The 25,717-nt window shown below is 58.7% G+C and carries 27 protein-coding genes; 18 read left to right on the plus strand and 9 right to left on the minus strand.

The window, feature by feature from the left end; translation table 11 throughout:
- Positions 1-50 precede the first annotated feature (50 nt).
- The 11 genes from RRU01S_RS00495 to RRU01S_RS00545 all read left to right on the plus strand — a co-directional run bounded on the left by RRU01S_RS00495 (position 51) and on the right by RRU01S_RS00545 (position 11,851).
- Complete coding sequence (locus tag RRU01S_RS00495; protein ID WP_045228292.1) at positions 51-1,001, plus strand: ABC transporter permease; 951 nt, start codon at positions 51-53, stop codon at positions 999-1,001.
- The gene (locus RRU01S_RS00500; RefSeq protein WP_045228293.1) at positions 998-1,819 is read left to right on the plus strand and encodes an ABC transporter permease; all 822 of its coding nucleotides are present in this window, start codon (positions 998-1,000) and stop codon (positions 1,817-1,819) included. The genes RRU01S_RS00495 and RRU01S_RS00500 overlap by 4 nt, the downstream gene beginning before the upstream one ends.
- 87 nt (positions 1,820-1,906) lie before the next feature.
- Complete coding sequence (locus tag RRU01S_RS00505; protein WP_081879958.1) at positions 1,907-2,590, plus strand: exopolysaccharide biosynthesis protein; 684 nt, start codon at positions 1,907-1,909, stop codon at positions 2,588-2,590.
- 72 nt (positions 2,591-2,662) lie between these two features.
- Entirely contained in the window at positions 2,663-3,616 is a 954-nt protein-coding gene (locus RRU01S_RS00510) for a sugar-binding transcriptional regulator (RefSeq protein ID WP_045228294.1), read from the plus strand.
- Between the two features lie 143 nt (positions 3,617-3,759).
- On the plus strand, positions 3,760-5,073 hold the full coding sequence (locus RRU01S_RS00515) for an ABC transporter substrate-binding protein (protein WP_045228295.1): 1,314 nt from the start codon (positions 3,760-3,762) through the stop codon (positions 5,071-5,073).
- A 153-nt stretch (positions 5,074-5,226) separates the two neighbouring features.
- Entirely contained in the window at positions 5,227-6,099 is an 873-nt protein-coding gene (locus RRU01S_RS00520) for a carbohydrate ABC transporter permease (protein ID WP_045228296.1), read from the plus strand.
- Positions 6,100-6,110: 11 nt separating this feature from the next.
- Positions 6,111-6,935, plus strand: a complete 825-nt coding sequence (locus RRU01S_RS00525; RefSeq protein WP_045228297.1) for a carbohydrate ABC transporter permease — start codon at positions 6,111-6,113, stop codon at positions 6,933-6,935.
- A gap of 11 nt (positions 6,936-6,946) precedes the next feature.
- Positions 6,947-7,945, plus strand: coding sequence for an ABC transporter ATP-binding protein (locus RRU01S_RS00530; protein ID WP_045228298.1), 999 nt, complete (start codon positions 6,947-6,949; stop codon positions 7,943-7,945).
- A gap of 86 nt (positions 7,946-8,031) precedes the next feature.
- On the plus strand, positions 8,032-9,513 hold the full coding sequence (locus RRU01S_RS00535) for a mannitol dehydrogenase family protein (RefSeq protein WP_045228423.1): 1,482 nt from the start codon (positions 8,032-8,034) through the stop codon (positions 9,511-9,513).
- A gap of 16 nt (positions 9,514-9,529) precedes the next feature.
- Positions 9,530-10,213: an HAD family hydrolase gene (locus tag RRU01S_RS00540; RefSeq protein ID WP_045228299.1), complete on the plus strand. Its 684-nt coding sequence runs from the start codon at positions 9,530-9,532 to the stop codon at positions 10,211-10,213.
- 63 nt (positions 10,214-10,276) lie between these two features.
- Complete coding sequence (locus tag RRU01S_RS00545; RefSeq protein WP_045228300.1) at positions 10,277-11,851, plus strand: FGGY-family carbohydrate kinase; 1,575 nt, start codon at positions 10,277-10,279, stop codon at positions 11,849-11,851.
- 112 nt (positions 11,852-11,963) lie between these two features.
- Here the strand turns inward: RRU01S_RS00545 and RRU01S_RS00550 are convergent, their stop codons facing one another.
- On the minus strand, positions 11,964-12,785 hold the full coding sequence (locus RRU01S_RS00550; RefSeq protein WP_178119223.1) for a MurR/RpiR family transcriptional regulator: 822 nt from the start codon (positions 12,783-12,785) through the stop codon (positions 11,964-11,966).
- Between the two features lie 318 nt (positions 12,786-13,103).
- Here RRU01S_RS00550 and RRU01S_RS00555 point away from each other — a divergent pair, with 318 nt between their 5' ends.
- Positions 13,104-13,829, plus strand: coding sequence for a sulfate transporter family protein (locus RRU01S_RS00555; protein WP_045228301.1), 726 nt, complete (start codon positions 13,104-13,106; stop codon positions 13,827-13,829).
- Here the strand turns inward: RRU01S_RS00555 and nth are convergent.
- Positions 13,803-14,573, minus strand: a complete 771-nt coding sequence (gene nth / locus RRU01S_RS00560) for an endonuclease III (protein ID WP_045228302.1) — start codon at positions 14,571-14,573, stop codon at positions 13,803-13,805. The two genes, RRU01S_RS00555 and nth, sit on opposite strands and share 27 nt — an antisense overlap.
- Positions 14,574-14,629: 56 nt before the next feature.
- Here nth and RRU01S_RS00565 point away from each other — a divergent pair, with 56 nt between their 5' ends.
- The 3 genes from RRU01S_RS00565 to RRU01S_RS26125 all read left to right on the plus strand — a co-directional run bounded on the left by RRU01S_RS00565 (position 14,630) and on the right by RRU01S_RS26125 (position 16,357).
- Complete coding sequence (locus tag RRU01S_RS00565) at positions 14,630-15,112, plus strand: DUF2244 domain-containing protein (RefSeq protein WP_045228303.1); 483 nt, start codon at positions 14,630-14,632, stop codon at positions 15,110-15,112.
- A gap of 71 nt (positions 15,113-15,183) precedes the next feature.
- The gene (locus RRU01S_RS00570) at positions 15,184-16,056 is read left to right on the plus strand and encodes a methylated-DNA--[protein]-cysteine S-methyltransferase (RefSeq protein WP_045228304.1); all 873 of its coding nucleotides are present in this window, start codon (positions 15,184-15,186) and stop codon (positions 16,054-16,056) included.
- Between the two features lie 124 nt (positions 16,057-16,180).
- Positions 16,181-16,357 (plus strand): hypothetical protein, encoded by a 177-nt coding sequence (locus RRU01S_RS26125; protein ID WP_165572193.1) that lies wholly within the window; start codon positions 16,181-16,183, stop codon positions 16,355-16,357.
- Positions 16,358-16,431: 74 nt separating this feature from the next.
- Here RRU01S_RS26125 and RRU01S_RS00575 read toward each other — a convergent pair whose 3' ends face one another.
- On the minus strand, positions 16,432-17,418 hold the full coding sequence (locus RRU01S_RS00575; protein WP_045228425.1) for a sugar-binding transcriptional regulator: 987 nt from the start codon (positions 17,416-17,418) through the stop codon (positions 16,432-16,434).
- A 200-nt stretch (positions 17,419-17,618) separates the two neighbouring features.
- Between RRU01S_RS00575 and tal the strand changes: the two genes are divergently transcribed.
- Positions 17,619-18,575, plus strand: coding sequence for a transaldolase (tal, locus tag RRU01S_RS00580; protein ID WP_045228305.1), 957 nt, complete (start codon positions 17,619-17,621; stop codon positions 18,573-18,575).
- A 92-nt stretch (positions 18,576-18,667) separates the two neighbouring features.
- Here tal and RRU01S_RS00585 read toward each other — a convergent pair whose 3' ends face one another.
- The gene (locus RRU01S_RS00585) at positions 18,668-19,432 is read right to left on the minus strand and encodes an IclR family transcriptional regulator (RefSeq protein ID WP_045228306.1); all 765 of its coding nucleotides are present in this window, start codon (positions 19,430-19,432) and stop codon (positions 18,668-18,670) included.
- Between the two features lie 144 nt (positions 19,433-19,576).
- Here RRU01S_RS00585 and RRU01S_RS00590 point away from each other — a divergent pair, with 144 nt between their 5' ends.
- Entirely contained in the window at positions 19,577-20,308 is a 732-nt protein-coding gene (locus tag RRU01S_RS00590) for an SDR family oxidoreductase (protein WP_045228426.1), read from the plus strand.
- 185 nt (positions 20,309-20,493) lie between these two features.
- Here RRU01S_RS00590 and RRU01S_RS25150 read toward each other — a convergent pair whose 3' ends face one another.
- The 5 genes from RRU01S_RS25150 to RRU01S_RS00615 all read right to left on the minus strand — a co-directional run bounded on the left by RRU01S_RS25150 (position 20,494) and on the right by RRU01S_RS00615 (position 24,274).
- Positions 20,494-20,667, minus strand: a complete 174-nt coding sequence (locus RRU01S_RS25150; RefSeq protein ID WP_045228307.1) for a DUF1328 domain-containing protein — start codon at positions 20,665-20,667, stop codon at positions 20,494-20,496.
- Positions 20,668-20,795: 128 nt separating this feature from the next.
- The gene (locus tag RRU01S_RS00600; protein WP_045228308.1) at positions 20,796-21,647 is read right to left on the minus strand and encodes a metal ABC transporter permease; all 852 of its coding nucleotides are present in this window, start codon (positions 21,645-21,647) and stop codon (positions 20,796-20,798) included.
- Complete coding sequence (locus RRU01S_RS00605) at positions 21,644-22,504, minus strand: metal ABC transporter permease (protein WP_045228309.1); 861 nt, start codon at positions 22,502-22,504, stop codon at positions 21,644-21,646. The genes RRU01S_RS00600 and RRU01S_RS00605 overlap by 4 nt, the downstream gene beginning before the upstream one ends.
- The gene (locus RRU01S_RS00610) at positions 22,497-23,384 is read right to left on the minus strand and encodes a manganese/iron ABC transporter ATP-binding protein (RefSeq protein WP_412674266.1); all 888 of its coding nucleotides are present in this window, start codon (positions 23,382-23,384) and stop codon (positions 22,497-22,499) included. The genes RRU01S_RS00605 and RRU01S_RS00610 overlap by 8 nt, the downstream gene beginning before the upstream one ends.
- On the minus strand, positions 23,384-24,274 hold the full coding sequence (locus RRU01S_RS00615; protein WP_045228311.1) for a metal ABC transporter substrate-binding protein: 891 nt from the start codon (positions 24,272-24,274) through the stop codon (positions 23,384-23,386). The genes RRU01S_RS00610 and RRU01S_RS00615 overlap by 1 nt, the downstream gene beginning before the upstream one ends.
- 344 nt (positions 24,275-24,618) lie before the next feature.
- Here RRU01S_RS00615 and RRU01S_RS00620 point away from each other — a divergent pair, with 344 nt between their 5' ends.
- The gene (locus tag RRU01S_RS00620; RefSeq protein WP_045228427.1) at positions 24,619-25,542 is read left to right on the plus strand and encodes a hypothetical protein; all 924 of its coding nucleotides are present in this window, start codon (positions 24,619-24,621) and stop codon (positions 25,540-25,542) included.
- Positions 25,543-25,717: the final 175 nt, after the last annotated feature.

A 25,717-nucleotide genomic window follows, 5' to 3' on the forward strand; every position in this document is an offset into this window, starting at 1 on the left:
GAGGGGGGTAAGCCAAGCCCACTGTCGCCTACCAACTACCGGGCACCCACATGATCGCCCTCATCTCCAAACGCATCCTAACCCTTATCCTTACCCTGCTCGCCGTATCCTTCCTCATCTACACAGTTATGGGCCTACTCCCAGGCGACCCCGCCGCCATCATGCTCGGCACCTCGGCCAGTCCCGACACACTCGCAGCTTTGCAAAAACAAATGGGCCTCGATCAGCCTCTTTTGCTTCGCTACCTGCACTGGCTCGCGGCTATCGCACGGGGCGACCTTGGGCAATCCTACACCTACGGCGTTCCGGTGGCCGGGCTCATCCTCGAAAGGCTCACCGTCACCCTTCCGCTCGCCCTCATCGCCGTCGGCCTGTCCATCCTCATCGCCCTCCCGCTCGGTGTTCTCGCGGCGCGCTACAGAGGTGGCGTCATTGATTTTCTCTGCGGACTGTTTTCCCATGCGGGCATAGCCGTTCCCGGTTTCTGGGTCGCGCTGCTGCTGATCCTTCTCTTCTCCACCACGCTCGGCTGGATGCCCGCGGGCGGCTTTCCGGGCTGGCAGGCAGGTGTTGGCGCGGCATTGAAGGCGCTCGTGCTTCCGGCTGTGGCGCTAGCTTTTTCTCAAGCGGGTGTGCTGGTGCGAGTATGCCGCTCGGCCATGCTGGAGGTGATGGGCGAGGATTTCGTGCGGACTGTTCGTGCTAAGGGCATCGGTGAGACTGCCACCCTGTGGAAACACGTCCTGCCCAATGCGCTGATCCCCGTCATCACCATGATTGGCCTGCAATTCACATTCCTGATCGCAGGCACAGTGTTGGTGGAAAACGTCTTCAATCTGCCCGGGCTTGGGCGTCTCGCCTATCAGGCGCTGACCCAGCGCGATATCGTCGTCATGCAGTCGGTCGTGCTGTTTTTCTGCGCGCTGGTCATCACCATGAACTTCCTTGTCGATATGGCCTATCTGCTGATCGATCCGCGCTTGCGGGCGCGTGCCGCATGAGACGTTTCAATCGCCGCAGTGCCAACCTCCTGACGGGTGCCACCATCACCGGCGCTCTGCTGGCCATTGCGCTGCTGTCCCTCGTCTGGACGCCGCAGTTGCCGACGAAAATGAACATCGTCGCCAAGCTGAAACCGCCGCTAACCCAGGGCTTGCTGGGCACGGATCACTTTGGCCGTGATGTCATGTCCATGCTGATGGTAGGGGCATGGAATTCGCTGTCAACCGCCGTAGTTGCGGTCGCCATCGGGGCTACCGCCGGCACGCTGGTCGGCATATTTGCAGCGGCGCAACGGGGCGTCGTAGAGGCCTTGCTGATGCGTCTCTGCGACATCATTTTCGCGCTGCCACCCATCCTCTCGGCCATGATGCTCGGTGCTTTCATCGGCTCCGGCCGCTTTACCGCCATTGTCGCCATCGCCACCTTCATGGTGCCGGTGTTTGCCCGGTTGACCTGTGCTGCTGCATTACAATTATGGGCGCGGGATTTCGTGCTGGCGGCGGAAAGTCTGGGGCGGGGCAGGGGTGGCATAACCTTCAGCCACATTCTGCCGAACCTCACCAACCTCATCATCGTGCAGGTCAGCATCCAGCTGGGGCTCGCCATTCTGACCGAAGCGGGCCTCAGCTTCCTTGGTCTCGGCATGCCACCACCCGCACCCACATGGGGGCGGATGTTGTGGGAATCGCAGACCTATCTTGCCGCCGCACCCTGGCTTGCGATCCTCCCCGGGCTTGCCATTGCACTGGCGGTTCTCGGCTTCAATCTTCTAGGCGATGGTCTGCGCGATCTGCTTGACCCGAAGCTGCGGCGATAGGGGAGGATCGAGAATATAAGCATCCTGTCGTATTGCTGCCGCCATTCATCTGTTACAGCGGGACCACAATCCTGGAGTTGAAACCCTATGCTGCGCCTGTCGGATAATCCTGCTCTCTCCGGTCCGGTTGAAGAGACCGACCTGACATTGACGGAACCCGACGCTCCAAAAGTCGGTCTTGTCGATATTCTACAAGCGTTGGCCGGTGATGAAAGCCGCGCGCGCATCTCCGTCGGCGATCTTCTGTCTGCGATGGGAGACCGCGCCTTCGGGGCGTTGATGCTGGTCTTTGCGCTGCCCAACATCGTGCCCACACCGCCAGGCACATCGGCCATAACAGGCACCCCCCTGGTCTTTCTCGCTGCCCAACTTTTTGCGGGCAAAAGCCCGTGGCTTCCGCGCGTCATTGCAGATCGGTCGCTGGCGCGCGAAGATTTTGCCAAAGTCGTGCTAAAGATCGTCCCTGTCCTGCTGTGGGTTCAGAAACTACTACGCCCGCGCATGGAAGGTCTGCTGTCGCCGGTCTTCGAGCGACTGATCGGTCTCATCTGCCTGCTGCTCGCTGTCATTCTTGCCTTGCCGATTCCGCTCGGCAATATCCTGCCCGCCATCGCAATCTGTTGTTTTTCCTTCGCTCTTCTGGAACGCGATGGCCTGTTTGCTCTGCTAGGCGGTGTCCTTTCAGTCATCTCGGTGGCCATCGTCAGCGGCGTCATTTACGGCATCGCTAAAGCCGCGCTTTATTTCGTTATCGGGCCATTGTTGGGCTGAGCATGCCTTGCCGCGTTTGACACGGGCTCTAGAAAAATGTCAGCACAGTGGAAATGACGTAGGGGCAGGCATATGGCCAGACGATCCGAAACAGGTGGACGGCTAGACGACGCGGCGCGGGCTGGGTGGCTCTATTACGTCGCGGGCCGCACGCAGGATGAGATCGCCAGTGCCATGGGCATCTCCCGCCAGTCGGCGCAACGTCTCGTGTCACTGGCCGTTGCCGAACGTCTGATCAAGGTCCGGCTCGATCACCCTATTGCCGCTTGTCTGGAGAAAAGCGAGGCCTTGCGCGAGCGGTTTGCGCTGAACTATGTCGAGGTCGTGCCAAGCGACCCGGCGGGCGTGTCCTCCACCGTCGGCATTGCCGAGGCGGGCGCGGCGGAAATCGAACGCTGGCTGCGCAAGACGGACCCGATCGTGCTTGCCATCGGTACGGGCCGAACGTTGAAAGCCGCTGTCGATCAGTTACCGCCGATGGAATGCCCGCAACATCGCATCGTCTCGCTCACCGGGAATATCGGGCCGGATGGGTCTGCCGCCTATTACAACGTCATCTTCTCGATGGCCGATGCCATCAAGGCGCGGCACTTTCCCATGCCCTTGCCGGTTCTCTGTTCGTCTGCGGAAGAGCGGGAATTGCTGCATGAGCAGTCCATGGTGCGCTCCACGCTGGCGCTGGGTGCTGCCGCCAGTGTCACCTTCGTCGGCGTCGGTCAATTGGCAGAGGATGCACCACTCTGCGTCGATGGCTTCCTTGAGGTTCAGGAGATGCGCGACCTGATTGCCAAGGGCGGTGCGGGCGAGATCTGTGGCTGGTCTTTCGATCGCGACGGACAGTTTCTCGACACGCCGATCAATGATCGGGTCGCCTCCGTTCCCCTGCCGCCACGCGAGACAAGTACGGTCATCGGCATTGCCCAAGGCAAGCAAAAATCACCCGCAATTCTCGCTGCTCTGCGCGGTGGGCTCTTGAACGGTGTCATCACAGACGAGGCTTCAGCCGAATATTTGCTCAGAAACTGAGCAGAAATATCACTTTAAAACCAGCATGTTAGCTATTCCTTGTGCATCGCAGCGCAGGTAGGTGCTTGACTTTCATCTCCCATAAGTGAGTAATTGCCCTAGAGCAAAGCGAATGCTCACAAACTTCTTCTGGGAGGAAGATCATGACTTTGAAGACACTTCTGCTGGGCGCGTGCTCGGCTCTCGCCTTTTCGGGCCTCGCTTCCGCAGAAACGCTGACCATCGCCACCGTCAACAACGGCGATATGATCCGCATGCAGGGACTGACATCCGAATTCACCGCCAAAAACCCCGATATCAAGGTTGAGTGGGTCACGCTGGAAGAAAATGTCCTGCGCGAACGCGTCACCACCGATATCGCCACCAATGGCGGCCAATACGACATCATGACCATCGGCAACTATGAAGTTCCGATCTGGGCCAAGCAGGGCTGGCTTCTGCCGCTCGAAAAGCTCGGCGATAACTACGATGTTGCCGACATGCTGCCATCGATCAAGGGTGGTTTGACCGTCGACTCCAAGCTCTACGCTGCACCGTTCTACGGTGAATCCGCCATGATCATGTATCGCAAGGACCTGTTTGAAAAAGCAGGCCTGAAGATGCCGGAAAACCCGACATGGGAATTCATTGGCGATGCAGCCCGCAAGATCACCGACCGCAAGGCCGATATCAACGGCATGTGCCTTCGCGGCAAGGCCGGTTGGGGCGAAAACATGGCCTTCATCACGGCTCTCACCAATTCATTCGGTGGCCGCTGGTTCGATGAAAACTGGAAGCCACAGTTCGATCAGCCTGAGTGGAAGAACGCGCTTCAGTTCTACGTTGACCTCATGAAGGATGCCGGTCCGTCCGGCGCGTCCTCCAACGGTTTCAACGAAAACCTGACGCTGTTCCAGCAGGGCAAATGCGGCATGTGGATCGATGCCACGGTTGCGGCCTCCTTCGTATCGAACCCGAAGGACAGCAAGGTTGCCGATCAGGTCGGCTACGCGCTGTTCCCGACCCATGGCGAATTGAAGAACCACGGCAATTGGCTCTGGTCCTGGAATCTCGCCATTCCGAAGAGCTCGCAGAAGGCAGACGCTGCTGAAAAGTTCATCGCCTGGGCAACCAGCAAGGAATACACGCAGCTCGTCGCTTCCAAGGAAGGCTGGGCCAACGTTCCTCCGGGCACTCGTACGTCGCTCTACAAGAACGCGGATTACGAAAAGGCGGCTGGCTTTGCAGCGCCGACGCTCGCTGCCATGAACGCGGCAGATATCACCAAGCCAACGGTGAAGCCGGTGCCTTACACAGGCGGCCAGTTCGTGGCCATTCCTGAGTTCCAGTCGCTCGGCACCACGGTCGGTCAGCTGTTCTCGGCAGTCGTTGCTGGTCAGTCCAGCGTCGATGATGCGCTTGCCGGTGCTCAGTCCACAGCCACGCGTGAAATGACGCGCTCGGGATACATCAAGTAATCCTCCCGAAGAACCGCCGTCCGGCCCTGATGGCCGGGCGGCATCTTTGCCAAACAATTTGTTTCTTTAAGCGTCGTTACCCAATCAGAATAAGAAAATGCCAAGCGTTTCCGTGCCCTTGAGAGGCATGGTCCGGAATTGGGAGGGAGCCTCATGGCTACGCAAAATACCAAGAACCTGGCGCGGATCATGATGGCGCCATCGGTCATCCTGCTTCTGGTCTGGATGATCGTGCCACTGTCGATGACGCTGTGGTATTCGTTTCAGAATTACAATCTGCTGAACCCGGCCAATGTCAGCTTTGCTGGCCTGTTCAATTATCAGTATTTCTACACCGACCCGGCATTCTTCCAGTCCATCTGGAATACGCTCGTCATCGTCGGCGGTGTGCTGATGATTACGGTTATCGGCGGCATCGGCATTGCGCTGTTGCTGGACCAGCCCATTTTCGGGCAGGGCATCGTGCGCATTCTCGTCATCTCGCCCTTCTTCGTCATGCCGCCGGTCGCGGCCCTCGTCTGGAAGAACATGATCATGCATCCCGGCTATGGGGTGCTGGCGGACCTATCAAGGTTCTTCGGATTTCAACCGATCGACTGGTTCTCACAGTTCCCGCTGCTGTCCATCGTCATCATCGTCGCATGGCAGTGGTTGCCGTTTGCAACGCTCATCCTGCTGACAGCGCTTCAGTCGCTTGACGGAGAGCAGAAGGAAGCAGCCGAAATGGATGGCGCAAGCTTCTTCAGCCGCTTCATTTACCTCACGCTGCCGCACCTGGCGCGTGCCATTACCGTCGTCATCCTCATCCAGACGATCTTCCTGCTCGGCGTCTACGCGGAAATTCTGGTCACCACCAATGGTGGCCCGGGTTACGCCTCGACCAATCTCGCCTTCCTCATCTACCGCACGGCGTTGCTGGGCTATGATGTGGGTGGAGCGTCTGCCGGTGGCATCATCGCCGTCATCCTTGCAAACGTCGTCGCCATCTTCCTGATGCGCGCCGTCGGCAAGAACCTCGATCGATAGGAGACAGGATCATGGCTCGTAAAGTCTCGACACGCTCCAAAATCGGCTTCACCATTGCCGCCTGGGTCATTGCCCTCCTGCTGTTCTTCCCGATCCTCTATGCGTTTCTGACGTCGTTGAAAACGGAGCCGGAAGCCATTGCGGGCTTCAGCCTTTGGCCATCGGGCACGTTTGAAAACTACATCACTGTGAACACGCAGCGCGATTACTTCAAGCCGTTCATGAACTCGGTGATCCTCTCGGTCGGCTCCACCATCGTCGCCCTCATCATCGCAATCCCTGCGGCCTGGGCCATGGCGTTTTCGCCCACCAAGCGCACCAAGGATATTCTGATGTGGATGCTCTCCACCAAGATGATGCCTGCTGTGGCGGTGCTGGTGCCGATCTATCTCATCTTCCGCAATGCCGGCCTGCTCGATACGCGCATCGGTCTCACCATCATGCTCACCTTCATCAATCTGCCGATCGTGGTGTGGATGCTGTACACATACTTCCGGGAAATTCCGGGTGAAATTCTCGAAGCATCCCGCATGGATGGTGCGTCTCTCTGGAACGAGATCGTTTACGTGCTGACGCCGATGGCGATCCCCGGCATTGCCTCGACGCTTCTCCTCAACATCATTCTGGCGTGGAACGAATCCTTCTGGACCATTCGTCTCACCACCACCAATGCCGCACCGCTGACGGCCTTCATCGCCTCCTTCTCCAGTCCGCAAGGTCTGTTCTGGGCGAAGCTGTCTGCCGCTTCGATGATGGCAATTGCGCCGATCCTCGTGCTTGGCTGGTTCTCCCAGAAACAACTCGTTCGTGGCCTGACCTTCGGCGCGGTGAAATAAGGAATAAGAAAATGGGCAGCATTTCCCTTAGAAAAGTTTCCAAGGTCTTTGGTGAAGCCAAGGTCATTCCGTCCATCGATCTCGATATCGAAGACGGCGAGTTCGTGGTCTTCGTCGGTCCATCCGGCTGCGGCAAGTCCACGCTTCTGCGCCTTATCGCAGGTCTCGAGGACGTAACCGGGGGCCAGATCATCATCGATGGCAAGGATGTGAGCGAAAAGGCTCCGGCAGAACGCGGCCTTGCCATGGTGTTTCAGTCCTACGCGCTTTATCCGCATATGAGCGTGCGCAACAATATTGGCTTCCCGCTGAAAATGGCCAAGCTCGACAAGGCCGTCATCGACAAGAAGGTCAATGATGCCGCAAGCGTGCTGAACCTCACCGATTATCTCGACCGTCGTCCCTCGCAGCTTTCGGGCGGCCAGCGCCAGCGTGTTGCCATCGGTCGCGCCATCGTGCGTGAGCCCTCGGCGTTCCTGTTCGATGAGCCCTTGTCCAACCTCGATGCCTCCTTGCGCGGAACCATGCGGCTGGAAATTTCCGAGCTACACAACACGCTGAAAACGACGATGATCTATGTCACCCATGACCAGGTGGAAGCCATGACCATGGCCGACAAGATCGTCGTGCTCAATCGCGGCAATATCGAGCAGGTCGGCTCGCCAATGGAGCTTTACAAGACGCCGCGCAATCTCTTTGTCGCAGGCTTCATCGGCTCGCCGCGCATGAACTTCGTCAAGGGTGCTTACGCTCAAGGTAAGGGCGCCGACACGGTCGGCGTTCGCCCGGAACATCTTCTGCTGTCGAAGGACAGCGGTGTGTGGAAGGGGACGGTCGCGGTTGCCGAACATCTGGGCTCGGACACTTTCATCCACATCAATGTCGATGAAATCGGCATGATCACCGCCCGCGCTGGTGGCGAGTTTGCGTGTCAGCATGGCGATACCGTTTTTATCACGCCGGATGACAGCAAAATCCACAAGTTCGATAGCAAGGGTCTCGCCATCTAACGGCCAGACCGCCTCGCCGGATGGCTGGCCGTATCAGCGGCCAGAACCGGCGACTGCTCCATGACAGGAAATTCGAGGATCGTCTCATGACATCAAAACTCTCGCTCGCAACGCTCGATCAGGTCAAGGCAACGGCGTCCGTTCCGTCCTATTCGCGTGACGACCTTGTCCCCGGTATCGTGCATTTCGGCGTGGGAAATTTCCACCGCGCCCATCAGGCCATTTATCTGGACGATCTGTTCAACACCGGTGCCGACCATGATTGGGCGATTATCGGCGCGGGCGTTCTGCCATCGGACACCGTCATGCGCGAGAAGCTTGCGGCGCAGGATTTCCTGACAACGGTGGTGGAGCAGGACAACAATCGCACCGGCGCGCGCGTCACCGCCCCAATGATCGATATTCTGAAAATCGGTGATACCGCAGCCACCATCGAAACACTCGCCGATCCGAAAATCCGCATCGTCTCGATGACGATCACCGAAGGCGGCTATTTCATCGATGCGTCGGGCACGTTCAATCCGCAGCACCCGGCCATTGCCGAAGACGGAGAGAACCCTGCAGCTCCCAAGACGGTCTTCGGCCTCATCGTCGCTGGCCTGAAAGCCCGCAAGGACAAGGGCCTCCAGCCCTTCACTGTCATGTCCTGCGATAATATTCCGCACAACGGCAAGGTCACGAAAAACGCGGTCGTTGGGCTCGCAGCACTCTCCGATCCGGCCTTTGCCAACTGGATCAGCGATACCGTTTCGTTTCCCAATTCCATGGTGGACCGCATCACCCCTGCGACGGGTGATCGCGAACGCGATATCGCCCGCGACGATTTCGGCATCGATGACAATTGGCCGGTCTTCTGCGAAGAGTTCAAGCAGTGGGTGATGGAAGACAATTTCCCGGCGGGGCGTCCGGCGCTGGAAAAGGTCGGCGTGCAGTTCGTGCCGGAAGTTGCGCCCTATGAGCATATGAAAATCCGCATCCTCAACGGCGGCCATGCGGCGATTGCCTATCCGGCAGCCCTTCTCGACATCCACTTCGTTCATGAAGCGATGGAGCATCCGCTCATCCGCGCCTTCCTGGCCAAGCTGGAAAAGGAAGAGATCATCCCGATCATTCCGCCGGTGCCGAATACGGACCTCAACGAATATTTCGACCTGATCGAGCGGCGTTTCCTCAACCCCAAGATCGGCGACACCATTCCGCGTTTGGCGCAGGATGGCTCCAACCGCCAGCCGAAATTCATCCTGCCATCGACGGCAGATCGTCTTGAAAAGGGCGATGACATCGTCGGTCTCTCGCTGGTGTCCGCGCTCTGGTGCCGTTACTTCCATGGCACGTCCGATAGCGGCGTAAAAATCGTCTTCAACGATGCCAGCGCCGAGCGCCTTCAGGCCGCAGCCATCAAGGCCAAGGACGATCCGATGGCGTTTCTGGCGCTGGACGATATCTTTGGTGAGGTCGCCAAGTCGGACCTGTTCCGCAAACGCTTCGCCCATGCCTTGAAGACGTTGTGGGAGAAGGGTACGGCTGAGACGCTTGAACTTTATCTGCAAAACAAACTCGTCAGCTGACGAAAAGAGATGTGCCATGCAAACCGGGAACGCGCCTCTGCTGATCTTTGATTGCGACGGCGTTCTCGTGGATAGCGAGCCGGTCTCGATCGCGGTTCTGATTGACATGGTCGCCCATCAGGGCGTCCAGATCACCGAAGAGGAAGCCTATCAGCGCTTCCTCGGCCGCAGCGTTGCCAGCATGACGGCGACGCTCTGGGACGAATACGGCGTCGAAACCGACATCGATTTTCTCGAACATATGCGCAGCGAACTCTTCCAGCGTTTTCGCGATGAGCTGAAAGCCATAGACGGCATGGCCGAGACGCTGGATCGCCTGTCGTTGCCGCGCTGCGTCGCCTCCTCCAGCCAGCCGGAGCGAATCCGCTATTCGCTGGGCCTCACTGGCCTGCTCGACAAGCTCGAACCCCACATTTTCAGCGCAACGATGGTGAAAAACGGCAAACCTGCACCCGATCTCTTCCTGCATGCGGCAGGCCAGATGCAGGTTGATCCGAGAGACTGCATCGTCATCGAAGACAGTCCCGCCGGAATTGCCGCTGCCAAGGCGGCAGGCATGCGCGTATTTGCCTTTACCGGCGGCTCGCACGCCCGGTTCCCGGCATTTCGTGACCACATTGCCAGCCTGAAACCCGATCTGGTGTTTGACGCCATGCCGGATTTGGTCCAACTTGTGGCTGATCAAACTGCGCGGATTTAACGCTGCCGATGCTGTCGGCAGCCATGCGCAAGGGTCGCGATTGAGGGATGGGAATTTAGTTTGATGCGTCAACATCTTGTTGCTGTCGATGTCGGCACGGGCAGCGCCCGCGCTGGCGTTTTCGATGCGGGCGGCAAGTTGATGGCACGCGCTACCCACCCCATCCTCATGCAAAGGCCGAAGGAAAACCACGCCGAGCATGATTCCGCCGATATCTGGAACGCCGTCTGCGTCGCCGTGCGCAAGGCCATGGCGGATGCTGGCACAGCAGCATCTTCCGTTGCTGCCATCGGTTTCGATGCCACCTGTTCCCTCGTCTTGCGCGGTTCGCAGGGTGAGCAGGTCACGGTGTCCACCACAGGCGAAGAGCGTTTCGACACCATCGTCTGGCTCGATCATCGTGCCATTGCTGAAGCAGACTTTCTCAGTGCCTCCGGCCACCCCGTGCTGGATTTTGCAGGCGGCTCGATTTCGCCTGAGATGCAGATGCCCAAGCTGATGTGGCTGAAAAAACATCTACCGGAGAGCTGGGCCAAGGCCGGATATTTTTTTGATCTGGCAGACTTTCTCACATGGAAAGCCAGCGGCAGCGCGCAGCGCTCCAACTGCACCCTTACGGCCAAATGGAATTTTCTAGCCCATGAAGGGCAGGGCTGGCGCAAGGACTATCTTGAGTTCGCAGGCCTCGGCGATCTTCTCCAACGTGGCAACCTCCCTACGAAAACAGTCGCCCCTGGGCAAAGCGTTGGCAAGCTCTCAGCGCAAGCCGCCGAAGAGCTTGGCCTCGATATCGGCTGCGACGTTGCGGCGGGCATGATCGATGCTTACGCAGGCGCGCTGGGCGCTCTCGGCGGCAGTCTGCAATCGGATGTCGGCAGCAATGTCGCGCTGATTGCCGGGACATCCAGCTGCCTCGTGACGCTGACGCCAATGCGTATGCCCGGCCACAGCCTGTGGGGACCATATTGGCAGGCAGTCCTTCCCGGCCACTGGCTGGTGGAAGGTGGACAGTCGGCCACCGGCGCGCTTCTGGACCACGTCGTTCGCATGCATGCCGCAGGTGGAGAGCCAACCTCAGTGCTCCATGCCCGCATCGTGGAGCGCGTGCTGGAGCTGCGCCGCACGGAAGGCGAGGGCTTTGCCGATCACCTGCACGTCCTGCCGGATTTCCACGGCAACCGTTCGCCGCTCGCCGATCCGCATGCCCGTGGCGTCGTCAGCGGTCTCACTCTCGATACCTCCTTCGACAGCCTCTGCCGCCTCTATTGGCGCACGGCGGTGGCGATTGCGCTGGGTGCGCGGCATGTGCTGGATGCGATGGAAGGCTTCGGCTACTGCGTGGAAACGCTGCACGTCACCGGCGGCCATGTGCACAATCCGCTTCTCATGGAGCTTTACGCGGATGTGACGGGCAAAGGCATTGTCGTTCCGGCCACAGCAGACGCCGTTCTTCTCGGCACGGCAATGAATGCGGCTTCTGCGGGCGGTGTTCACCAGGGATTGGCGGCTGCCGGTGCGGCCATGTATTCTGGTGGGGAAAAGCAAATCTCAAGCTCGGCACGAAAGCAGCGCTATGAACGCGATTACCAGCGTTTTCTGGCAATGTACCGCCACCGCGCCGAGCTTGAGGCAATGTAGGACGATTGAGAGTGTTCTTCCTCCCTCCGTCACCCCGGACCAGATCCGGGGCCTAGCCAACCCAAGGACTTAGGTTGGAAGTTTCTTCTAAGCTGATATACAGCCTGTTTCGTTACCCGTGCAAAACGCGCTGCATATCACCGATGCGACGATAACGGTCCTTGCGGCCGGTGTCTGTCTTCTGCGGCAGGGAATGCAGCATGAATTCGGTAATGGCGACCAGTTGCAACATGCTGTGTCCGCCGCTTTGGCTCAGCGGGATGGTCAGGCAGATGTCGGCGCTGTCAGGGCCCCACTCGTAAAAGCGGGTGGTGATCAGCACGGTGCGGTAGCCGGCCTTCATGGCCATTTTTGCCAGACGCTGCAATCCGGCCAGATCGCCACCGCAATCCATCAGGATCAGCAGCGTGCCGTCGGCAGGCTCATCCATCAGCGCGATATAGGTGGCACCATCGCGTTGCAGGTAATGCACGTGTTCGCGACTTTCCAAGAGCTTGGTGTAGAAGTAGCGGCAGATGCCGAAGCTTTCGGCAGAGGACGCCACGAAAACCTGTCGGCTTTCGGCAATGTTGCTCAAAGCCGTCTTCCAAACGGGCTGTCCGGCCAGATCATACACGGCCTGAACCGCCTGAATCTGTTGCAACATGAGCGACGAGAGAGGTGTCTGCGGCGTTTCCTGCTTGGCTGCGGGTGCAGGCTCCTGAGCGCGTGGCTCTTCGCGCAGATGTTCGCGAATGTCGCTCAGTTGGCGGTAACCGAGCGAGCGTAAAAACCGACCGACAGTCATGGGACTGAGGTTGAGTTTTTCTGCCAGCGTTGCGGCTGTTTCAAACGGCAATTCTGCCAGATGTTCGATGAGATACTTCGCAATCCGTCGTTCCGACGGCGTTCCGGTTTTCAGCGAACGGGTAAGGTCAATCAGCAATTTTTCCAACGACGCCTCGTTTTTCTTGTCTTTAGCGGACGATGGTGATCTAGCGAGACATCTCGCTGCCAATCGTTTCGACTAGGTTGTACAAAAGGCCAATCGTTATCCCGCCGATCCCCACCCCTGCAAGAATATACGACTTTTTGCCTGTTTGTTTTTATAGTTTAGTGGTTGCTTTTCTTCAAGCGCAAAATAGTCGGTTGTGTTTTTTTCTTGTATTTAAGGGGGAGCGTTTCTTGTTAAGGTCGCAGAACGCCCTATTTGCCACGCGTTGGCGGATGATCTTTCGATCTACGGTAAATCCGCCTAAATGGAGGCAATATAATGATTTTTAGCGCTGCGCGGCATGCTTTCAGCAACCTTTTCGCCCCCGAAACACGTTCGGTGTTCTGGAAGTCGCTCGGACTGACGATTTTGGTGCTTGTGGGCCTCTGGTTTGCGATTCGCGGCGTTTTTATCTGGCTTGCGCTCCCGTGGATTGATTCGCTCCTTCCCGGCGTGCCGGAATGGGCCGGCTGGATGAGCTTCGTTTTTGCCATTCTTGCGGGTATCGGCTTGGCGCTTGCGCTGGCCCTTTTGATCTCGCCGGTCACCGCCATCATCGCCAGCCTGTTTCTTGATGATGTGGCCGAGGTGATCGAGAAGAAGGATTATCCGGCTGATCCGGCTGGCACGGCCATGCCGCTCACCGAGGCTATCCCATCGTCGCTCAAATTCTTCGGTGTGGTCATTTTCGGCAACCTCATCGCGCTGTTGTTGCTTCTCGTTCCCGGCGTCAACCTCATCGCGTTTTTTCTGGTCAACGGCTATCTGCTGGGCCGGGAATTCTTCGAGTTCGCCGCCATGCGCTTCCGCACGCCGGCCGATGCCCGCGCCTTCCGCTCGAAGCACAGCACGAAAGTCTTTATGGCCGGTCTGGTGATTGCCGCGTTTCTGGCCATCCCCTTCCTCAACCTGCTGACGCCGCTGTTTGCAGCCTCGATGATGGTGCATCTGCACAAGGCGATCAGCCGTCGCGACCCGTCATTCACCAACCAGCTGGGCCGGTAGCTCCACCAGAGGTGCGGGAATATCGCAGGTCTTTTCCGGCGCTTTGCAGATATCGGCAATCACGCAGCGCTCGCATTCCGGCTTGCGCGCCTTGCAGCAATAGCGCCCGTGCAGAATGAGCCAATGATGCGCGTGGAACAGATATTCGTCGGGAATGATCTTCACCAGCCGCTCTTCCACCTCGTCCGGGGTCTTGCCCGGCGCCAGACAGAGCCGGTTGGCGATGCGAAACACATGCGTATCGACGGCCAGCGTTGGCACCCCGAAAGCCATCGACATCACCACATTGGCGGTCTTGCGCCCCACGCCTGGCAGCATCACCAGCTCTTCGCGGGTGCGTGGAACCTCGCCACCAAACTGGTCGATCAGCATCTGCGACAGCGCAATGACGTTTTTGGCCTTGTTGCGGTAGAGCCCGATTGTCTTGATGTAGCCGATCAGCCGCTCCTCGCCCAATTCCAGCATCTTCTGGGGTGTATCGGCCACCGCAAACAGACCGCGCGTGGCCCGGTTGACGCCCACATCGGTCGCCTGCGCCGAAAGCGCCACGGCCACCACCAGCGTGAACGGGTTGGAGTGCTCCAGTTCGCCCTTGGGCTCGGGCCGCTGAATGGAAAAGCGGCGGAAAATCTCGACCAGTTCGTCATGCGAATAGAGCGTCTTGACCTTCGTGGGCTTGCGGCGTGCCGTGGAATTTGACTTTTTCGGCGTTTGGGTGCTGGATCGTTTCTTGGCTATTGTCATGTTGCGACTACAATTCGGGATCAGGCTTCGTTCAAACATCGGGTGAGGGCGGCAAGGTGGACGGCGTAAACGAGCAGCCGGTTTTTACAGCGGAACTTGTTCCTTATCGCTCCCTGGCACGCAAGGGTTTTCGCGTCCTTCTTTGCCTCACGGGTGCCGTCAGCCTCATCTACGGCGTCTTCTTCCTCGTCACCGGCGCGTGGCCCATCGGCCTTTTTCTGGGGCTGGATTTCCTGCTGCTCTATTTTGCCTTTCGGGCCAACTACCGGGCAGCCAAGGCGCGGGAGGAGGTCACGGTCTCGCGCACCAGCCTTTCCATCCGCAAGTTTTCACCCGCTGGCCGCATGGTCGAATACCGCTTCAATCCCTTCTGGGCACGTTTCCGGGTCAACCGCCACGAGGAAATCGGCATTCTCTCCATGCATGTCTCGGGCGAGGGGCGCACGACGGATATCGGCTCCTTTCTCAATCCCGATGATCGAGAGAGCTTTGCCAAGGCGTTTCGCGGCGCGTTGGCTACGGTGCGGCTCAGAATTTAGCGCGTGATCGCAAGAAACGGGTGGAGATACGCCCCGCTACGTGGTTTTGTCTGATGCCAAGGAGACACGCCATGAACGCTAATATCACCCTGAAGGATGACATTACCCCGGTCGGTTCGGATTACGAGACCGTGCGGCGGGTCATCGAAATCCTGACGGTGGAATACCGCGATCAGCCCTCACTCGAAACCATTGCCACGCAACTCGGACAATCGCCCACCCAGCTGCAAAAAACCTTCACGCGCTGGGCCGGGCTGTCCCCGAAGGCTTTTCTCCAAGCCGTGACGCTCGATCACGCCAAGCGTCTGCTGCGCGATGAAAGCCTGCCGCTTCTGGATGCCGCACTCGAAGTCGGCATGTCCGGCCCAAGCCGTCTGCACGATCTGTTCGTCACCCACGAGGCCATGTCGCCCGGCGAGTGGAAGGCCAAGGGTGGCGGCCTGCTCATCCGCTACGGCTTCCACCCATCGCCCTTCGGCCTGGCGCTGATCATGATCACCGACCGAGGGCTGGCCGGTTGCGCCTTTGCCGATCCGGGCGAGGAAAAAGCCTGCTTCGAAGACATGTCGCGCCGCTGGCCCAATGCCGACTATCTCGAAGACAGCGCCGCCACCGCGCCCTATGCCTCACGCATCTTCGATGCGGACAATTGGAAAAGCGAACAGCCTCTGCGCGTCGTCCTGCTCGGCACGGATTTTCAGGTCCGCGTCTGGCAGAGCCTGCTCAAAATCCCGCTCGGCAAAGCCGTCACCTATTCCCACGTCGCGCAAGACATCGGCCAACCCACCGCATCCCGCGCCGTTGGCGCCGCCATCGGCGCCAACCCCATCTCCTTCGTCGTCCCCTGCCACCGGGCCGTGGGCAAAAGCGGTGCGCTGACTGGGTATCACTGGGGGCTGACCCGCAAACGCGCGATGCTGGGCTGGGAAACGGGGAAGATTTGATCTCAAGACCGGGCATGTAGCCTGTGGTTATTTTGTGCGGGAGCGTTCCTCTACTCTCCGCCGGGGAGAAGAAACTAAACAGCAAAGTGGCGCCACATGAAATGTAAAACGGTGGAACGGACGAATGAAAAGCAAGATTGATCTGCCTGAGAATTCAAGACGGCGCTGTGATAGCCGGTCTGTCGCTTGGCGGAAGCAATGGACTGCGGGCATAAAAGCTGGAATCGAGGATGCCAACAGAGGTGATTTCGTCAGCGAAGAGGAGATCACGGGGGTGCTGATGCGTTATGATCAGGCGTAGACAGTCTTTTCCGTCATCCACACAAGTGCGGGGTGACGGAAGGTGCGGGGCCAAATCAGTCGCCAACTTCTTGATCAACTGTCTGATGCGGTGTGAATCTCCAGCAACGCCCGCGCTGCCGCCTCGTCCGTAATCAGCGTATTGCACCCAATGCGTTTTATCGTGGCACAAATGGCCGTGGCGCGGTGGGCGCCGCCGGAGGCGAGGACGATGTGTTTGGCCTTTTTCAGGGTATCAAGGCCAATGGCCATGGCGCGCTGGTTGATGGGATGATCGACGGAGCGGCCCTCTGCATCGATGAAGTTGAACATGGTGTCGCAGACGCAGCCTGCCGCCACCAGCTCGTCATGGGTCTGTTTGGAAATGAAGCCTTCCGACAGCGAAGTCGAATGCGGGCCGATATCGCCGCAGCTGACGATGGCGAGGTCGAGATTTTCGGCCAGTTCGAACAGGGTGTTCAACCCGCATTTTTCGATCAGCGCGCGGCGGGTTTCCTCTGAATCCACCAGCAGCGGTGCAAGGAACATGTAGCATTCCGCGCCCAGTGCGCTGGCCAGCCGCCACGTATAATCCAGCGGGTTGGTCTGGTGCACGGCGACGATGCCACCCAGAAGCGAAACGACCTTGCAGTTTTCCCGGCGCGGCGGGCGAAAGCTGGAGAGCGACGCCGTCATGGTGCGGCCCCAGCCGACGCCGATGGTGGCATTGTCGGGCACGGCCTCCGACAGAAACTGGCCGAGTGCAAGGCCGACGGCCTTGGCGATATCTTCCGCCTTCGATGATGCGGAGGGAATGATGATCGCCTCATCCAGCCCGTAAGCCGCTTCCAGCTTTATTGCCAATTCGACGTAGTCCTCGATGCCTTCATTGATCCAGATCTGCACCTCGGATCGCTTCATGGCCTCGTCCAGAAGGCGGATGACAGTGGAGCGGCTGATGCCCAGTTTTTCCGCCACATCCTTCTGCGTCATGCCCTGATTGTAATAGAGCCACGCGGCCCGCAGCCGCAGGGATGCAGCTTCGGAATAGGCCGTGTGGGTGTCTCTTCGCAGTTTTGCCACTGTTTTCGCCATGCTCTCGTTGAGAGGCGAGTATCGCTCTTGTGAAACTTATGTCAATTGCATTGCGCAAATGTCTTGACTTTGCGGTTTGTGCGGCGCGATACTCGAAACATAGAAAACAACCGGTTTCGGCATCGCGCCCCCGAGTGGAACGGAACCCGGCTGAAGCAGTTTTCCAGAGATCACGAGGATCAAACGGCATGACGTCCAAACTTGACCAGCTCCGCAAAATCACAACGGTTGTTGCCGATACCGGCGATATCGAGGCGGTCGCACGCCTGAAGCCGGTGGATTGCACCACCAACCCCTCTATCATTCTCAAAGCATTGGGCACGCCGATGTTTGCCGATACGGTGACGGAAGCCGTCGCCTGGGGTAAAAAACAGGGTGGTGATTCCGATGCCGTCGTTGGCGCCATTGCGGACCGTCTGGCAATTTCTGTCGGTGCCAAGCTGGTTGAACTCGTTCCCGGTCGCGTATCGACCGAAGTTGATGCCGACCTTTCCTTCGATACCAAGGCATCCGTTGCCAAGGCGCACCAGATCATCGCCGGTTACAAGGACCGCGGCATCGAGCGTGATCGCATCCTCATCAAGCTTGCCTCCACTTGGGAAGGCATCAAGGCTGCTGAAGTGCTTCAGGCAGAAGGCATCGATTGCAATCTGACGCTGCTCTTCTCGCAGGCGCAGGCCATTGCCTGTGCGGAAGCCAAAGCCTTCCTCATCTCGCCCTTTGTCGGTCGTATTCTCGATTGGTACAAGAAGTCCACGGGCGAAGACTACACGGCTGAGACCGATCCGGGTGTCGTGTCCGTTCGCAAAATCTACAATTACTACAAGGCCAACGGCATCTCCACCGTCGTCATGGGCGCGTCGTTCCGCAATGTCGGCGAAATCGAAGCGCTGGCCGGTTGCGATCGTCTCACCATCAGCCCAGCGCTGCTGGAAGAGCTGGACAAGGACACCGGCACGCTGGAGCGCAAGCTGTCGGCTGACGATGCCAAGGCCGAGCCTTTGCAGTCTCTCGATGAAAAGGCCTTCCGCTGGCACCTCAACGAAGACGCCATGGCAACGGAAAAGCTGTCGGAAGGTATTCGCCAGTTTGCCAAGGATTTGGAATCCCTGCGCGGTATCATTCGCAAGCAACTGGCCGCTTAAAGAATTCTGGAACCTTCGCGATAGTTGCTCGTTATTAAACTATAATACCTCCAGTCAAGAAGACGCGATCGGTCCCCTGCCGGTCGCGTTTTTTATTGTCCGGCGGCCACTTCCGAAATGGTGCGCGCCGCATCGCGAATGAGACCCACGCAGTCGTCCGCGCTCGGTGCATCGCTGTTCAAAGGTGTGATGTAAGGGCAGGTGATCGCAGCCAAGGCTGTGCCATCCAGCGTCAGAACCGGCGCGGAAATGTTTCTTATGCCAGCTGTCTGCAAACTGTTCATGCTCTCGAAACCGCTGGCCCTGATTTGCTCCAGGCGCTCCATCAGCCCGTCCGGCAGGGATAGCTCATCCCCACGAAGCTGCTCGGCAATCATGATCTCGCGCTGCGCGTTCGTCTGGAACGCCAGCAGCACGTGACCGGAGCCAGTGTTGAACAAGCTCATCTGCGCCCCGACGCGGATTGATAAGGCCCAGTAGGTGGAGGAATCCTGCTGGGCGATGACCACCACGGAGCCACGATCATAGACCGCCAGATGGCAGGCCTGTGCCGCCTTGTTGGAAAAGTCGCGCATGACGGGAGCCGCAAAGGAAACCAGCCTGCGCAGCGGCGCGTGAAAATGCGCAAGACCGAAGAGTTTGAGCGTCAGGAAAAACCGGTCGCCATCCTGCCGTTGCACGTAACCGCGCCGTACCAGCCGGTCCAGCATGCGATAGAACTCGTTTGGGCTTTTGCCGATGGCCTTGGCGATTTCCACCTGCGTCAGGCCGCCATCGGTGCTGGCCAGAAGCTCGATAATATCCAGCCCCTTGTCCAGCGCAGGCGCGCGGTAACGTTCACTGTCGTCTTCGATCATCCGTCCTCGGGTTGCTTGCGGCCTGCGGCATAGCCCCCGCATCGCCATGTTCACTTGACGTTATATGAATACACTGTTTACATATGAATTGTCGATCCATATTCGATTTAGGTTGCGGCCCTCATGGGGCGGGAGGAGCATAATATGGCGCAGGATTTCAGCGGCCAGACAGTCGTCATCACCGCCGCAGGGCAGGGCATTGGCCGCGCCACGGCGGAGCGTTTCATCAGCCTCGGCGCGCGTGTCATCGCCACGGATATCAATGAGGCAGCACTTTCGACGCTGACACAAGCCGAAACGCGGGTGCTGAACGTTCTGGATGGCGATGCCGTAAAAGCGCTGGCGGCAGATATCGGTCGCGCCGATATTCTCTTTAATTGCGCCGGCTTTGTCCATGCCGGCACCATTCTCGATTGCGAAGAGAAAGATTGGGACTTCTCCTTCGATCTCAACGCCAAAGCCATGTACCGCACCTGCCGCGCCTTCCTTCCCGCCATGTTGGAAAACGGCAAGGGCGCCATCGTCAATATGTCGTCGGTTGCTTCAAGCGTGAAGGGCGTGCCGAACCGCTTTGCCTATACGGCATCCAAGGCCGCCGTTATCGGCCTGACGAAATCCATCGCATCCGATTTCGTGACCAAGGGCATCCGCTGCAACGCCATCTGCCCTGGCACGGTCGACAGCCCATCCCTGCACGAGCGCCTGCGCGCCACCGGCGATTACGATCAGGCCCTGAAAGACTTCATCGCCCGCCAACCCATGGGCCGCATTGCCAAGCCTGAAGAGGTTGCAGCACTTGTGACCTATCTGGCGTCCGAAGAGGCGGGTTTCACCACAGGGCAGATCCATGTGATTGATGGTGGGTGGACGGCTTGATAACCTCCGTCATACCGGCCTTGAGCCGGTATCCAGTCAGCCCAAGTCCTTGGCCTGAAAAGAGTCTTTCGACCTTACCGACGTAAGGTCGCTAGACCCCGCATCAGGTGCGGGGTGACGGAAGAGCAAGCACAACAAAAAACGGCGGGCCTTGCGACCCGCCGTTCTCCTTAACAGTCGTTCTATCAGAGGATCGCCTGACCGGCCATCAGTGCAAGCACCAGGAAGATCAGGAACACGACCACGGCGATGAAGAACAGAATACGGGCAATGCCCGCCGTCGCCGCCGAGATTCCCGTAAAGCCGAAAACACCGGCAATCAGTGAGATAACGAAGAATATAAGAGCCCACTTCAACATGGTCGTACCTCTTTGCGTCAATTGATGCGGTCGAGCGCCCACGCTTCAACCTGTAGATATGACGCGAATCTACGGCAGGTAGTTCCGCAGATTCTGAAATAATCTTTTCAATTGCGGACAATTGTCTGTCACGCTGCCTTTTCAACCCGGTTGGTGGCACGCGCTTTCACGGTGGTGCGGATGAAGGCGAGGATAAAGAGACCGCTCATGATGAGCACGATGGTCGGGGCGGGGGCGCTGTCGATGAGGAAACTGGCCCATATTCCGGCCAGCGAAGAGCTGACGGCAACGCTGACGGCGACGATCAGCATGCTGGAGAAGCGCCGCGTCAGTAGAAAGGCGATGGCGCCGGGTGCCACCAGCATGGCAACGGAGAGAATAATGCCGATGGCCTGCAATGCGCCAACGACCGTCAGAGACAGCACCGCCAGCAATCCATAGTGCAGCAGGCGCACCGGCAGGCCGATGGCCTTGGCATGCTGCGCATCGAAGGCGTGGACCAGCAGGTCCTTGCGCAGCAGCACCAGAAACAGCGTGGCAGCCAGCGCAATCAGACCTGTCTCGATGATGTCGCTCACCGCAACGCCCAGCATGTCGCCGAAGAGGATATGGTCCAGATGCACATCGCTCTGCACTTTCACGTAGAGAACGAGCCCCAGCCCGAACATGCCGGAAAAGACGATGCCCAGCACCGTGTCTTCCTTGATGCGGCTGTTTTCCTTGAGGAACCCGGTGCCCAGCGCGCAGATCATACCCGCAACGAAAGCGCCAATCGAGAAGGGAATGCCGATGATATAGGCGATGACGACGCCCGGCAGCACGGCATGGGAGACGGCATCTCCCATTAGCGACCAGCCCTTCAGCACCAGAATGCAGGACAGCATCGCCATCGGCACGGCAATCATCAGCGTGATGACGAAGGCATATTGCATGAAGGGCAGTTGGAACGGCAGGATTGCCAGTTGCAGGTTTTCGCTCATGGCGTGGTTTCCAATGCTGCCTTGGCCTTGGCGCGGGAGGCGAGATAGCCGTGTTTGGGCGCAAAGACGAAGGCCGTCAGGAAGATCAGCGTCTGCAACACCACGATGATGCCGCCGGTGGCACCATCGAGGAAATAGCTGAGATAGGCGCCGACGAAACTGGTGCCAGCGCCGATGCCGAAGCTCATGCCGATCAGCCGCTCGAAACGGTCGGTCAGAAGATAGGCCGTGGCACCCGGCGTCACCACCATGGCAACCACCAGAAATGCGCCAACGGTCTGCAAGGCGGCAACGGTGGAGGCGGCCAGCAGGGTGAAGAAGATGATTTTCAGCAGGTCGGGGTTGAGGCCCACGGTGCGGGCGTGGTTCTCATCGAAAAACACCACCATGAAATCGCGCCACTTCACCGCCAGCACCAAAAGGCTGATACCGCCGATCAGCGCCAGTTGAAGCGTGTCTTCCGGGGTGATCGCCAGGATATTGCCGAGCACGATGGTCTGGATGTTGATGGACGTCGGCGACAGCGACACCATGAAGAGGCCAAGGCCGAAAAAGGAGGTGAAGATCAGGCCGATGATGGCATCTTCCTTCAGCCGGGTCTTCTGGTTGAGAAACAGCATCGACCCCGCCGCTAGCCCGCCGGAGATGAAGGCACCGAGAGAGAAAGGCATGCCCAGCATATAGGCACCCGCCACACCCGGCACGATGGCGTGGGACAGCGCGTCGCCAATCAGCGACCAGCCCTTCAGCATCAGATAGGACGACAGAAAACCGCAGACGCCGCCCACGAGAGCACTGACCCAGATGGCGTTCAGCATGTAGGAATAGGTGAATGGCTCGAGAAGAGTTTCAATCATGGCTCTTCGCTTTCGGTGTCGCGGTGGCCGTTCCATCCTTGCTATAGATCACGAAGGGACGCTCATCATCCGTGATGACCTTGAGGCGGCGCGTGTCGGCATCGTCATGCAGATCGGCACCGCCGAGAATGAAGTGGCGCAGGCTGCCGCCAAAGGCCTTTTGCAGGTTTTCTTCGGTAAACGTGTCTTCGGTCTTGCCGGAGGCAATCACAGTGCCCTTGACGAAAACCGCCCGGTCGCAAAAATCAGGCACGCTGCCAAGATTGTGGGTGGAGACCAGCATGATGCGGCCTTCGTCGCGCAGTGCCTTCAACAGCGTTATGATCTGTTCTTCGGTGTTGACATCGACGCCGGTAAAGGGCTCGTCCAGCAGAATGACCTGACCTTCCTGCGCCAGCGCACGGGCCAGAAACACCCGCTTCTTCTGCCCGCCGGAGAGTTCGCCGATCTGGCGTTTGCGGTAATCCACCATGTTGACGCGGGCGAGCGCCTCATCGACCATCTGGTGGTCGCGCTTGGAGGGAATGCGCAGAAAATTCATGTGGCCGTAACGGCCCATCATCACCACGTCTTCCACCAGAACCGGAAAGCTCCAGTCCACCTCTTCCGCCTGCGGCACGTAGGCAACGAGGTTCTTTTTCAGCGCATCGCGGGCTGGCACATCGAAGATGGAAACGGAGCCTGCGGCCAGCGGAACGAACCCCATGATGGCCTTGAAAATGGTGGATTTTCCCGCCCCGTTGACGCCGACAAGGGCGGTGATGGTGCCGCGGGGGATGGAAAAGCTGGCGCTGCGCAGTGCCGTGTGGCCATTGCGGTAGGTCACGGTCACATCATCGACAGAAAGTCCGGTTTCTGCGCCCTTGCGCTTTCCCATCATCATTTGGAGAGACCTTTCACAACAGTTTCCGTCGTTACCCGCAGCAGGTCGAGATAGGTCGGCACCGGGCCATCGGCTTCGCTCAGCGAATCCACATAGAGAACGCCGCCATAGGCAGCGCCGGTTTCCTTGGCCACCTGCTTGGCCGGGTCGGGAGACACTGTGCTTTCGCTGAAAATGACCTGAATATTATGTTCGCGCATGGCATCGATGACGCCGCGCACCTGCTGCGGTGTGCCCTGGCTGTCGGCATTGACCGGCCAGAGAAACAGTTCCTTCAGCCCGAAATCACGGGCGAGATAGGAGAATGCGCCTTCGCTCGTCACCAGCCAGCGCTTGTTCTCGGGCAGCGCTGCGATGGCATCGCGCATCGGCTGTATCTCGCGGCTGATCTTGTCGGAATAGGCTTTGGCATTGGCGGCATAAACGTCCGCATGGGCAGGGTCGATCTGCGTCAAAGCCTTGCGGATGTTCTCGACATAGATGAGCGCATTGTCCGGCGACATCCAGGCATGCGGGTTGGGCTTGCCCTGATAGGCGCCGCCGCTGATCGACATCGGCGTGATGCCGTCGCTCACCGTCACATTTGGCACATCGGCAAGGTTGGCCAGAAACTTCTGGAACCACAGTTCCAGATTGAGCCCGTTCCAAAGAACGAGATTGGCATTGCGGGCTTTGAGAATGTCGCGCGGCGTCGGCTGATAGTTGTGAATCTCCGCACCCGGCTTGGTGATGCTCTCCACCTCTGCCGCGTCACCCGCCACATTGCGCGCCATGTCGGCAATAATGGTGAAGGTGGTGACGACCTTCGGCTTGTCGGCGGCACCCGCCGCAAAGGGCAGGAAAAGCGTTGCTAGACAGAGAAAGAGACGAAGCGCGGACGATGTCATGAGCCTATAGAACTCCTAATGCGATTAATTCGCAATCTCAATCTTAGCCTTCAGACGAGGTTTGTCAACGCTATTGCAAATCATTCGCAATAATTCGATGCCGATGGGTTAGGTCGCATTTTTTCGCGGAGTCCAAAAATGGGTCAGCTTGCTGCCTGGATTCGCCGCCGAGTTAAGCCTTCTTCAACGAGAACACGTCAGAATTGATCCATGCACGGTCATTGGCGGACGCCGCCGTGCCTCTATCGTTTTGGCAGTGACACTGCTTGTGCATTCTGCGGACGATCAGCTTTGACGGGGTAATGCATGTCGGGACGCTCGACGTGAAGGCAGTGTTCAAGAGAATACGGTTTTCTCGCAAGTTCGTATTGTTGAGCGGCATCGTCCTCCTTCTCGGGGGTGCGTCCGGCCTTGCCGCCGTTTTTGTCGGCAAAGATGCCCTGTTTGGTCCCTCCAATGCCTCGGTCAACGGTCTCGATTGCGAGATGGTGCAGACCGTCAACATCAAGAAGGCTGGCAGCCTGTGGGTTCGCAAGTTTATCCGCACAGAAGGTGGCGATGGCACGGAGCGGGTGAAGACGGCATTGCGCGTGGCCAAATCCGTCTATGACAAGCAGAAGCCGGACCTCGTCCAGGTCTCCATTCTGGACCAGAACGGCCCAACCATGCGCTCGGACATGCGCGGGCGCGCCATCGCAGCCCAGGTGGTCTACATTCCAGATCTCACAAAAATACCGGCCGATGCAGACGCCAAACCCTATTCCGCTTTCTATTATGATGGCAGCCCGAGCGGCGACGGCGTGTTTTATGGCCTGCGGATTGATCTACCCCTGGAAGACACCGAGCATCTGGCCGCTGGTCTGAAAGAATTCACCGATTGCACCGACCCGACGGCCCAGGCGGCGGCGGGCGAAGGGCACGGCGAAGCCTCAACCGGTCACGACGCACCGGCTGAAGGTCACGGTGATCCCGGCGGCCACGGCGAAGCCGCACCTGCCGAGGGCCATGATGCGCCAGCACCGGAAGCCGCCCATGACGGCGCACCGGCTGCCGCTGCTGCTGACGATCCCGGACTCCTCACATCCACGCCGGAGCATGAGAGTGTCAGCATGTTCAGTCTGGCCTATCTGAAATCCCTGATTTTCGGTAAGGGTCCAACGGAAGCGGTCGCTGCCGAGCCTGCCCATGGCGCAACGCCCGTTCCCGAAGAGCCCGCCGCACATGGCGAGGCTGCACCTGCGGAAGAGCCGGTCAAACCGGAGCATTGATGATGATCATTTGGAGGGCGTAAATCTCGCCTTCCATCATCCTCGCCCGTGTCGCGAGAATCCCATAACCCACAACATTCGACGTAGCCATTCTCTGGCTTCACACGGGAACCCACCATCCGCACCGGCCAACAAAAAACCGAAGGCATTGCTGCCTCCGGCTTCTGAATTTCGG

Source organism: Agrobacterium rubi TR3 = NBRC 13261, assembly GCF_000739935.1.
In the GTDB taxonomy this organism is placed as follows: domain Bacteria; phylum Pseudomonadota; class Alphaproteobacteria; order Rhizobiales; family Rhizobiaceae; genus Agrobacterium; species Agrobacterium rubi.

Excerpts from the sequence above, each read along its gene's own strand:
- RRU01S_RS00590 (WP_045228426.1), top strand. The coding sequence starts at position 19,577 with ATGGCGCAGGATTTCAGCGGCCAGACAGTCGTCATCACCGCCGCAGGG.
- RRU01S_RS00570 (WP_045228304.1), top strand. The coding sequence starts at position 15,184 with ATGAACGCTAATATCACCCTGAAGGATGACATTACCCCGGTCGGTTCG.
- RRU01S_RS00495 (WP_045228292.1), top strand. The coding sequence starts at position 51 with ATGATCGCCCTCATCTCCAAACGCATCCTAACCCTTATCCTTACCCTG.
- RRU01S_RS00600 (WP_045228308.1), bottom strand. The coding sequence starts at position 21,647 with ATGAGCGAAAACCTGCAACTGGCAATCCTGCCGTTCCAACTGCCCTTC.
- RRU01S_RS00500 (WP_045228293.1), top strand. The coding sequence starts at position 998 with ATGAGACGTTTCAATCGCCGCAGTGCCAACCTCCTGACGGGTGCCACC.
- RRU01S_RS00585 (WP_045228306.1), bottom strand. The coding sequence starts at position 19,432 with ATGATCGAAGACGACAGTGAACGTTACCGCGCGCCTGCGCTGGACAAG.
- RRU01S_RS00545 (WP_045228300.1), top strand. The coding sequence starts at position 10,277 with ATGCGTCAACATCTTGTTGCTGTCGATGTCGGCACGGGCAGCGCCCGC.
- RRU01S_RS00535 (WP_045228423.1), top strand. The coding sequence starts at position 8,032 with ATGACATCAAAACTCTCGCTCGCAACGCTCGATCAGGTCAAGGCAACG.
- RRU01S_RS25150 (WP_045228307.1), bottom strand. The coding sequence starts at position 20,667 with ATGTTGAAGTGGGCTCTTATATTCTTCGTTATCTCACTGATTGCCGGT.
- RRU01S_RS00555 (WP_045228301.1), top strand. The coding sequence starts at position 13,104 with ATGATTTTTAGCGCTGCGCGGCATGCTTTCAGCAACCTTTTCGCCCCC.
- RRU01S_RS00610 (WP_412674266.1), bottom strand. The coding sequence starts at position 23,384 with ATGATGGGAAAGCGCAAGGGCGCAGAAACCGGACTTTCTGTCGATGAT.
- RRU01S_RS00505 (WP_081879958.1), top strand. The coding sequence starts at position 1,907 with ATGCTGCGCCTGTCGGATAATCCTGCTCTCTCCGGTCCGGTTGAAGAG.
- RRU01S_RS00520 (WP_045228296.1), top strand. The coding sequence starts at position 5,227 with ATGGCTACGCAAAATACCAAGAACCTGGCGCGGATCATGATGGCGCCA.
- RRU01S_RS00530 (WP_045228298.1), top strand. The coding sequence starts at position 6,947 with ATGGGCAGCATTTCCCTTAGAAAAGTTTCCAAGGTCTTTGGTGAAGCC.
- RRU01S_RS00605 (WP_045228309.1), bottom strand. The coding sequence starts at position 22,504 with ATGATTGAAACTCTTCTCGAGCCATTCACCTATTCCTACATGCTGAAC.
- RRU01S_RS00540 (WP_045228299.1), top strand. The coding sequence starts at position 9,530 with ATGCAAACCGGGAACGCGCCTCTGCTGATCTTTGATTGCGACGGCGTT.
- tal (WP_045228305.1), top strand. The coding sequence starts at position 17,619 with ATGACGTCCAAACTTGACCAGCTCCGCAAAATCACAACGGTTGTTGCC.
- RRU01S_RS26125 (WP_165572193.1), top strand. The coding sequence starts at position 16,181 with ATGAAAAGCAAGATTGATCTGCCTGAGAATTCAAGACGGCGCTGTGAT.
- RRU01S_RS00525 (WP_045228297.1), top strand. The coding sequence starts at position 6,111 with ATGGCTCGTAAAGTCTCGACACGCTCCAAAATCGGCTTCACCATTGCC.
- RRU01S_RS00510 (WP_045228294.1), top strand. The coding sequence starts at position 2,663 with ATGGCCAGACGATCCGAAACAGGTGGACGGCTAGACGACGCGGCGCGG.
- RRU01S_RS00515 (WP_045228295.1), top strand. The coding sequence starts at position 3,760 with ATGACTTTGAAGACACTTCTGCTGGGCGCGTGCTCGGCTCTCGCCTTT.
- nth (WP_045228302.1), bottom strand. The coding sequence starts at position 14,573 with ATGACAATAGCCAAGAAACGATCCAGCACCCAAACGCCGAAAAAGTCA.
- RRU01S_RS00615 (WP_045228311.1), bottom strand. The coding sequence starts at position 24,274 with ATGACATCGTCCGCGCTTCGTCTCTTTCTCTGTCTAGCAACGCTTTTC.